This window comes from Nocardia sp. NPDC004722 (assembly GCF_053601505.1).
The window spans coordinates 1-8170 of the sequence record NZ_JBSGBY010000383.1 but is presented as its reverse complement, the minus strand read 5'-3'; the positions used below and the strand labels follow the sequence as shown (position 1 = coordinate 8170).

Below are 8170 nucleotides of genomic sequence, written 5' to 3'. Positions count from 1 at the left end.
AAGCGAGGGCCGGGACCGACAACTCGACCGCGGTCACCACGAAGGCGACGATCGAGACGGCCAGCGCGACCAGCACCGGCCTGGACGAGCGTTCGTTGCGGATCGCGCGGCCGGTCAAGTACATACAGATCGCCGCCAGCAGGAACGGCACCGCCGAGAGCCAGCCGACCTGGAAGCTGCTCAACCCGTGCCCGGCCTTCTTGATCACCGACGGCATCCAGTAGGTGAGCGGGTAGGCGCCGCACAACAGCAGGAAGTAGGCCAGGCACAGCGCGATGACCCGCTTGTCCTTGAGCGCCGCGCGGTGCCCGGTCGGCGCGGCCACCGCGCGCTCGGCATCCTCGGCGGCGAGAAGCCCCGTCAGCCAAGCCTTTTCGCTGTCGTTGAGCCAGCGCGCCCGCTGCGGCGTATCGGTCAGGGTGAGGAAGAACAGCACGCCCAGCACGATGGCGGGCACGCCGCCGACCACGAACACCCAGCGCCAGCCCGCCAGGCCCAGCGCCCCGTCGAAGGCGTCCAGGATCCAGCCGTTGAGCGGTCCGCCGAGCACGCTCGCGAGGGGGATCGCCACCATCACCGTCGAAATCACTTTGGTGCGTTGGGCATTCGGATACCAGCGGGTCAGGTAGACGATGATGCCGGGGAAGAAGCCCGCCTCGGCCACACCCAGCAGGAACCGCAGCACGCACACCGTGGTGAAGTTGGGCGCGAAGGCGGTGGCGGCCGCGATGATGCCCCAGGTCACCAGGATTCGGCTGAGCCAGACCCGCGCGCCGACCTTGGTCATGGCGATATTGCTGGGGACCTCCGCCAGGATGTAACCGACGAAGAAGATGCCCGCCACGAACCCGTACTGGGTGGCGCTCATCCCGAACGCCTTGTCCATCCCGAACTTCGCGAAGCCGATATTGATCCGGTCGACGTAGCTGACGATGTACCCGATCACCAGCAGCGGGACCAAACGGATCGTCACCTTGCGTAGGACGCTCGAGCCGAAAGGCGAATCCTCGGGGCGGACTACGACTTTGTCCATCTTTCCTCCACATGGACGCAAAACTCGGCAGCCACCTCAAGTGGCATGCCTTTCAGAATGAGTAGCATGCTACTCATTCTGTGACGCGGCCCACAAGGGTTTGAAGAGATAGGTGGCGGCGCGGATCCGGCGATCCGCGCCGCCGACCCCGAATCTCAGCCCTCGGCCGCCGCGAGCATGCGCGCTTTGCCCGCGAGCACGTGCGCCTCCATCAGCTCGCCCGCGCGCTCGACGTCACCGGCGGCGAGGCAATCCAGGATCTCGGCGTGCTGGGTGTTCGAGATGTGGCGGGCCGCAGCGGTTTCCAGACCATGGCGGCGAAACAGGTGCAGCTCCTTGGAGACCCCGTCGTAGAGCTCGGCCAGGCGCGGATTGCCCGCCAGCGCCACCAGATCCCGGTGCAGGTCGACATTACCGGGGTAGTAGTCGTCGGTGCTCGCCTCGGCCGCGGTCAGCGCGGTCACCTTGTCCCGCAACCGGGTCAGATCCTCGGCGCTCACCCGGGCGGCGGCCAGCTTGCCCGCCAGCCGGAACAGTCCGGCGCGGATGTCGTAGAGCTGCGCCGCCTCCTGCACCGAGATCTCCCGCACGAACATGCCGCGGTTGGTGCGGAATTCGACCAGGCGACTGCGCTCGAGCTGCCGGCACGCCTCGCGCACCGGACCCCGGCTCACACCGAGCCGCAGCGCCAGCGAGGACTCGTTGATGCGGTCGCCGCCGGTCAGCACGCCGGAGATGATCATCCGTTCCAGCTCTTCGACGATCAGCTGGGGCAGCGAGTTCTGCTGCCGTTCGGCCAGCCGCTGCTGTAGCGCCGACATCGCCTCGGGTTCCTGGGCCATGAGGCCGCAGTATGCACCCTCGAATTGTCAATTGCAAATCGTTGACAGTTGACAATCCAGCCGCGCACACTCGGTCCACCGGACAGCCGGAGCCACCGGCGACCGGAGCCGAGGGAGGCAATGCGATGAGGATCAAGGACATTCGCGCCAGCGTGCACACCACCTCGATCGAGGTCCCGCTGCTGGACGAACGGGTCCGCGGCTACGGACGGGAGGAGCAGAAGGAGTTCGTGTTCTGCGAGGTCGAGACCGACGAGGGCCTCACCGGCGTCGCGGTGACCGGGCACTTTCTCGCCCACGCCGTCGTGGTCGCCCTCGAAAGACACTTCCTACCGGCCGTTGTCGACCTCGACCCGCGCGAGATCGAGGCCGTGCACCAGCGGGTGTGGCAGCGGCTCAACCCGCGCGCCATGACCGGGGTGGTGTCGAGCGCGCTGTCACTGCTCGACATCGCGCTGTGGGACATCAAGGGCAAGGACGCCGGGCGCTCGGTCGCGAGCCTGCTGGGCGGGGCCCGCACCGAGGTGCCGGTCTACGTGACGTTCGGGTTCCCGCAGTACGACCGCGAGACCCTCGCCGCCGCGGCCCGCCTGCACGTCGATCAGGGCTTCACCGCGTTGAAATCCGTTGTGGCCGTGGATCCTCGCGGCTGGCGCGAGGACGCGGCCCGGGTGCACGCCATCCGCGCGGCCGTCGGCGACGACATCGACCTGATGATCGACGCCAACTACCTGTTCACCCCCACCGAGGCCACCATGCTCTGCCGCGAGATCGAGGACGCCCACCTCACCTGGTTCGAGGAACCGTTGCAGCAGAACGACGCCCGAGCCCTCGCCGACCTCCGCGCCCACACCCGCATCCCCATCGCCGCCGGACAGATGGAAGGCCACCGCTGGCGCCTACGCGAACTCGTCGAACACCACGCCGTCGACATCCTGCAACCCAACGCCTGCTACTGCGGCGGCTTCACCGAACAACGCAAAGCCGCCCACCTCGCCCAAACCTACAACCTCCCCCTCGCCCACGGCGGCGGCTGGCCCCTCTTCAACCTCCATGCCTTGGCCGGCTTGATGAACGGCTGGCTCCTCGAATGGCATGTGGGCATGGCCCAGGTCGGACAGTTGCTGTTCCCCGACTCGCCCCACCCCGTCAACGGCCGCATCGCCGTCCCCGACCGCCCCGGCCTCGGCCTCACCGTGGACCGAGACGCTTTGCGCGACACCCTCGTTCCCCGGCGATGAGAAGGCGGCGAGTGACATGGACACCCACGGGCTTTCGGGCCTGCCCGCCACCGACCCACCCTCCGGGCACACGCAACCGCCCACCAACCCCGCCGATCCCCCACCCCGCACAACAGACTCGACCACCGACGCAACCGGCTCACCACCAGACACCGCCGCCCCACTCTCAGACACCACCGAACACCCCTCCGGCACAACTCGATCAATTGCCAGCACCACTCACCCGATAGGACGCACCGCCAACTCGGCCGACATCCCCGAATCGGCCCGCACCGCTGGGATCTCCAGCACCGCCGACTTGCCGGCCACCCCGGGATCTTTACGCACGTCCGAATCAGCGGTGGTCCGTGGATCGGCGGCTACCGCTAGGGCGGCTGAGCCGAAGGCGCGTGTGCGGCGGCTGATCGCGAGTACCAGCCTGCAAGTGCTGGTCGCGGCGATTGCTGCGGCTGCATTCGGTGTTGCCGCACCGCATTATGCGGCGGGGTTGCAGCCGGTGGCGAATATCTTCATCTCGTTGGTGCAGGTGGCTATCGCGCCGATCGTGTTTCTGGTGATCGTCACCGGGATCATGACCGCCGGGGAGCTCAAGTCGGTGGGGCGGGTGGCGCTCAAGGCGTTGCTGTACTTCGAGATCGTCACCACCGTCGGGATGCTGCTCGGTTTGGCGGCGGTGAATCTGCTGCATCCGGGGACCGGGGTGCCGAAGCCGAAGCATGCCTCCGATCAGCTCTCCAGCTATGTCAGCGCCGATCAGCACAACACCTCGCTGACCTCGTTCCTGTCGAAGTTGGTGCCCAACAACGCTGTTGGCGCGTTCAGCACCGGCGGCGTGCTGCAGGTGCTGATCTTCGCGGTGTTGTTCGCGCTCACGCTGCTGGCGCTGCCGCGCACGATCTCCGCACCCGTCACGGCCGCGTGCGCGACGCTGAGCACCGTCTTCTTCAAGATGATCGCGCTCATCATGCTGCTCGCACCGATCGGCACCTTCGGCGCGGTGGCGGCCACCGTCGGCAAGTACGGGCCCGAAACCCTCACCGCCCTGGTCAAATTGGTGCTGGTCTCGATTCTCGCGCTGGTCGCGTTCGTGCTGCTGGTGCTCGGGGTGGTGGCGCGGTTGGCGGGGTTCCGGCTGCTGCGGCTGATCCGGGTGCTGCGCAAGGAACTGCTCGTCGTACTGGGCACCGCCTCCTCCGAAGCGGTACTCCCCCAGCTCATGGAGCGGCTCGAGACGGTCGGTTGCCGCCGCAAGGTCATCGGCCTGGTGGTGCCCGCGGGATTCTCGTTCAACCTCGACGGCGTCGCGGTGGTGGTGCCGATCTGCGTGGTGTTCATCGGGCAGGTGTACGGCGTGCCGATGTCCGCGGGCCATCAGCTCACCCTGTTCGCCGTGTTCCTGCTGCTGTCCAAAGGCACCGCGGGCGTCTCGGGTTCGGCCTTCGTGACCCTCGCCAACACCGTCGCCGCGACCGCGCTGGTGCCCATCGCCGGTCTGGCACTGGTGCTGTCGGTGGACCGGTTCCTGTCCATGGCCCGCGCGGCCACCAATGTGCTCGGCAATGCCGTGGCCACGGTGGTGGTGGCCCGCTTCGAACCCGACGGCATCGACCGGGTGGTGGCCGCTCGCGAGATCGGCATGACACCCGCCGAAACCCCTGTGATCCAACAACTCTGAGGAGCTCTACGTGCCCCGCATACTCGCCATCCACGAAGGCACCGTCCCGATCAGCTCGTCCATGAGCAACGCCTTCATCGACTTCAGCGCCATGGACTGCTCCATCGTCGCCGTGGTCAGCGACGTGATCCGTGACGGGCGGCCCGTCGTCGGCTACGGCTTCAACTCCAACGGCCGCTACAGCGCCGGGGAGATCCTGCGCCGCCGCGTCATCCCCCGCCTGCTCGCCGCCGATCCCGACACCCTGCTCACCGCCGACGGCGCCGCCGTGGACCCGGTCAAGGCGTGGGATGTCATGACCCGCAACGAGAAACCGGGCGGCCACGGCGAGCGATCGGTCGCGGTCGGCGTCGTCGACATGGCCCTCTACGACCTGGCCGCGAAACTCGCCGGAGTCCCGCTCTACCGCTGGCTGGCCAACGAGTACGACCTCGGCGAGCCTGACGAGGAGGTGTTCGTCTACGCCGCGGGCGGCTACTACGCCCCCGGGAAAGGACTGCCCCAACTCCGGGACGAGATGCGCGCTTTCCTCGATCAGGGTTACGACGTCGTGAAGATGAAGATCGGCGGCGCGGACCTGGCCGAGGACGTCAAACGCGTCGAAGCCGTCCTGGACGTGCTCGGCGGCGACGGGTCCCGGCTGGCCGTGGACGCCAATGGCCGCTTCGACCTCCACACCGCCCTCGACTACGGCCGCGCGCTGGCCCCCTACGAGCTGCGCTGGTACGAGGAGCCCGGCGACCCACTGGATTTCGCACTGCACGCCACCCTGGCCGAACGCTATCCCGGGGCGCTTGCCACCGGCGAGAACCTCTTCTCCCGCATGGACGCCCGCAACCTGCTGCGCTACGCGGGCATGCGGCCCGACCGCGACATCCTGCAATTCGATCCGGTGCTCGGCTACGGGCTGGTGGAATACCTCCGCATTCAGCGGTTGCTACGGCAGCAGGGCTGGTCGTCGCGGCGCTGCATTCCGCACGGCGGGCACCAGTTCGCCCTGCACATCGCGGCGGCCCTGCACCTGGGCGGCAATGAGTCCTATCCGGGCGAGTTCCAGCCCACGGGCGGCTTCGCCGACAATGCGGTCATCGCGCACAGCCGAATTCGATTGGCGGACACGCCGGGTATCGGGTTCGAGGACAAGGCATTGCTGTACAACGTCTTCCGAGCGCTGCACGACTGACCAGTACTGCACCGGATAATCAAGGGAGCCGAAAACCCATGTCCCTCATCGGATATGGGTTTTCATTTCGACCGCACATAGCTGAAGCGCGCACTGTTCTCATCCAGTGAACGGAAACTCATGACCTGCGTCCCCGGAGCCGGACACACGAAGGTCACGCTCTTCACCATCGATGTCGCGGCAGCACCCCCGGTCATACGCATGGCCGCCGAGAATCCACCCGACGGAATGACGGCGTAAATCCCCTCCCCCGCGCCCGACCGCGCACTACGGAATGCGATACCGCCCGCACCGTCGAAAGCCAGCACATTCGAGGAATCCTCGGCCGCGGTGAATTCGCCCTGATAGTCACCCAGCGCCGCACCGCAGCCCCCGACCGCCGCCGCGAAGGGTGCCTGAACCGTCAACCCGGCGCAAAACGCCAGCGTAAGGGCCCCACCAAGGGCGATCCTCGTACCCGGCCCTGCGCTCATCCGACTCCCTCCCGGTGCGTTCCTTCCCGGGTAGTCGATCGCAGAACCGGACGAAATGGCCTCCGACACGCCAGTTCGTTATCGAAACGTGTGCTGGCACAGTGCATAACACAATAATCTGAAACGGCTTTATCCGACCGGTTGGTTTGGTTGCGCCGCAAGTGAATTCACGCACCTGTACAGGCGATCAGCAGGTCGCGACATTCCGGGCGCACGCGCATCCCACGAATTACGTTGAGCTGGTTGTACCGTCGTTGTCCATGACACGAAAGAAAGCCATCGGCCTGCTCGTCGGTGCGTTCGTTTGTGCCGCCGTACTCACCCTCAACCCCTCCTCCGCCTGGGGCTCCGGCGAAATTACGCCGCCCGCCGCCCCCGGCGCTCCGCGGGCCTCCACGCCCGCGGGAAGCGGACCGGGAGCCGGGGCCCCGGTGGCCCCGGAAAGGATTGTTCCCGTACCGCCGCCCAGCGGCGGATTCCTCTGCCCCACTCCGTGACGATTTCCGTCGACGAAGCCGGAACCACTAACTCCCAGAATGCGAACCGCGATGCTCAGGCCGCCAGCACGGACGACAATCCGCGCAACACGGCCTGGGCATCCTCTACATCCACGACCAATCGCGTGATATCCGAGCCCGCCAGATCGATCAGCACGGCCTGCCCGTCGAAACGCGTATCCCAGAATTCCTTGCGGCCTTTACCGCGGAAGATCCCCGCCGCGATCACGCCCGGAAAGAACGTGCCCGGCGCCCGCACCCACGGCGGCCGCAGATCCACCGGCGCCGGCCCCAGCCGCTTCACCTGCGACAGATCGAAACTCACATGATCACGCAGCGCCAGGAACCGATGCGACCCGGTGACCCGCACGGTCACGGTGGTTCCGGAGACGTCCAATTCGACCATTCCGCACCTCACACGCTCGCCCGACACTGTTTCCGCTCTCCACAGTGCCGGGCGATTCTGGTCGTAGCCTGAGGGTTTCCTGGCCGTTCTCTCAAGCTTTGGCGGTGAGGTCGGCGGCCAGGCGGGCGGCCTGCTCGCGGAGGTCGGCGCGCAGCCGGGCGGCCTGGGACTTCGCCTCGGTGCGCAGTCGCTTGATCTCGGCCTTGCTCAGGTGGTCCGGAGTCGTCCGCTCAGCGGACTTCTCCTGCGCCTTCGCGACGGCGGTGTGCGCCTTCAGCGCGGCCGCACGCATGATGCGCTCGGACTGGGCGCGAGCCTGGTCGGTGTGGCTGGTGATCAGGTCGGCGAGGACGTTGTAGTTGGGCATTGTTCTTCTCCCTGTACTGGACCGGAGCTGGTGTTTCCGGCTGTGAGAAGAACGATGACGGCCGCCGCCGACAGCACACCGATAGCGCGCTGACAGCGACGGCCGCGGGGACCGAGGGCCGACCGGGATCAGTCGACGGGCAGGGTGACGCCGTTCTCGGCGGCCTTGGCGGCCACCTCAGCGGGGAAGATATTGCGGAACAGGTACAGGTCGCGGCCGAGCTTCCAGCCGGGGGCCAGGGCCACCGCGTAGCGCTCGAAGTAGCCCAGCTGCTTGCCCATCAGCACCAGCTGCTGCGGACCCGACGCGCCGCGGCGCTTACCGAATTCGAGCAGACGCGCCGAAACGACGCCGAGATCCAGCTTGTCGAGACTGCCGGAGAGCACCGGGCCCAGCGCGACCGCGAGCTGACGGCCGATGGTGGCGTCGTCACCGCTGTCGTCGGAGACCAGA

9 protein-coding genes and 1 pseudogene are annotated in these 8170 nt (G+C 67.2%); 4 read left to right on the top strand and 6 right to left on the bottom strand.

All coding sequences use genetic code 11. The features are described from left to right. Positions 1 to 1033 (bottom strand): MFS transporter (locus tag ACWELQ_RS30260; RefSeq protein WP_452400441.1); only part of this gene is annotated, 1033 nt, incomplete at its 3' end. 155 nt (positions 1034 to 1188) lie between these two features. Beyond that, complete coding sequence (locus ACWELQ_RS30255) at positions 1189 to 1875, bottom strand: FCD domain-containing protein (protein WP_452400440.1); 687 nt, start codon at positions 1873 to 1875, stop codon at positions 1189 to 1191. 125 nt (positions 1876 to 2000) lie between these two features. Here ACWELQ_RS30255 and ACWELQ_RS30250 point away from each other — a divergent pair, with 125 nt between their 5' ends. The 3 genes from ACWELQ_RS30250 to ACWELQ_RS30240 all read left to right on the top strand — a co-directional run bounded on the left by ACWELQ_RS30250 (position 2001) and on the right by ACWELQ_RS30240 (position 5974). Then, positions 2001 to 3116 (top strand): mandelate racemase/muconate lactonizing enzyme family protein, encoded by a 1116-nt coding sequence (locus ACWELQ_RS30250; RefSeq protein WP_452400439.1) that lies wholly within the window; start codon positions 2001 to 2003, stop codon positions 3114 to 3116. Between the two features lie 391 nt (positions 3117 to 3507). After that, positions 3508 to 4791, top strand: a complete 1284-nt coding sequence (locus tag ACWELQ_RS30245) for a cation:dicarboxylate symporter family transporter (protein WP_452400438.1) — start codon at positions 3508 to 3510, stop codon at positions 4789 to 4791. Positions 4792 to 4801: 10 nt separating this feature from the next. Continuing rightward, entirely contained in the window at positions 4802 to 5974 is a 1173-nt protein-coding gene (locus ACWELQ_RS30240) for a mandelate racemase/muconate lactonizing enzyme family protein (RefSeq protein WP_452400437.1), read from the top strand. Between the two features lie 62 nt (positions 5975 to 6036). Here the strand turns inward: ACWELQ_RS30240 and ACWELQ_RS30235 are convergent, their stop codons facing one another. Next, positions 6037 to 6381, bottom strand: a complete 345-nt coding sequence (locus ACWELQ_RS30235; protein WP_452400436.1) for a hypothetical protein — start codon at positions 6379 to 6381, stop codon at positions 6037 to 6039. A gap of 326 nt (positions 6382 to 6707) precedes the next feature. Between ACWELQ_RS30235 and ACWELQ_RS30230 the strand changes: the two genes are divergently transcribed. Next, positions 6708 to 6944: a hypothetical protein gene (locus ACWELQ_RS30230; RefSeq protein WP_379364851.1), complete on the top strand. Its 237-nt coding sequence runs from the start codon at positions 6708 to 6710 to the stop codon at positions 6942 to 6944. Between the two features lie 55 nt (positions 6945 to 6999). Here ACWELQ_RS30230 and ACWELQ_RS30225 read toward each other — a convergent pair whose 3' ends face one another. The 3 genes and pseudogenes from ACWELQ_RS30225 to ACWELQ_RS30215 form a co-directional block, all read right to left on the bottom strand. Next, positions 7000 to 7350 carry a hypothetical protein gene (locus tag ACWELQ_RS30225; RefSeq protein WP_452400435.1) on the bottom strand — a complete coding sequence of 117 codons (351 nt, stop codon included), beginning with the start codon at positions 7348 to 7350 and terminating at the stop codon, positions 7000 to 7002. Between the two features lie 91 nt (positions 7351 to 7441). Next, on the bottom strand, positions 7442 to 7717 hold the full coding sequence (locus ACWELQ_RS30220; RefSeq protein WP_452400434.1) for a hypothetical protein: 276 nt from the start codon (positions 7715 to 7717) through the stop codon (positions 7442 to 7444). A gap of 128 nt (positions 7718 to 7845) precedes the next feature. Then, positions 7846 to 8170 (bottom strand): annotated as a pseudogene (locus ACWELQ_RS30215) (ABC1 kinase family protein); the annotation flags it as partial.

What these genes read in the sequence shown, in the direction of transcription:
- ACWELQ_RS30255 (WP_452400440.1), bottom strand. Translation starts at nt 1,875, where the DNA reads ATGGCCCAGGAACCCGAGGCGATGTCGGCGCTACAGCAGCGGCTGGCC.
- ACWELQ_RS30250 (WP_452400439.1), top strand. Translation starts at nt 2,001, where the DNA reads ATGAGGATCAAGGACATTCGCGCCAGCGTGCACACCACCTCGATCGAG.
- ACWELQ_RS30230 (WP_379364851.1), top strand. Translation starts at nt 6,708, where the DNA reads ATGACACGAAAGAAAGCCATCGGCCTGCTCGTCGGTGCGTTCGTTTGT.
- ACWELQ_RS30225 (WP_452400435.1), bottom strand. Translation starts at nt 7,350, where the DNA reads ATGGTCGAATTGGACGTCTCCGGAACCACCGTGACCGTGCGGGTCACC.
- ACWELQ_RS30220 (WP_452400434.1), bottom strand. Translation starts at nt 7,717, where the DNA reads ATGCCCAACTACAACGTCCTCGCCGACCTGATCACCAGCCACACCGAC.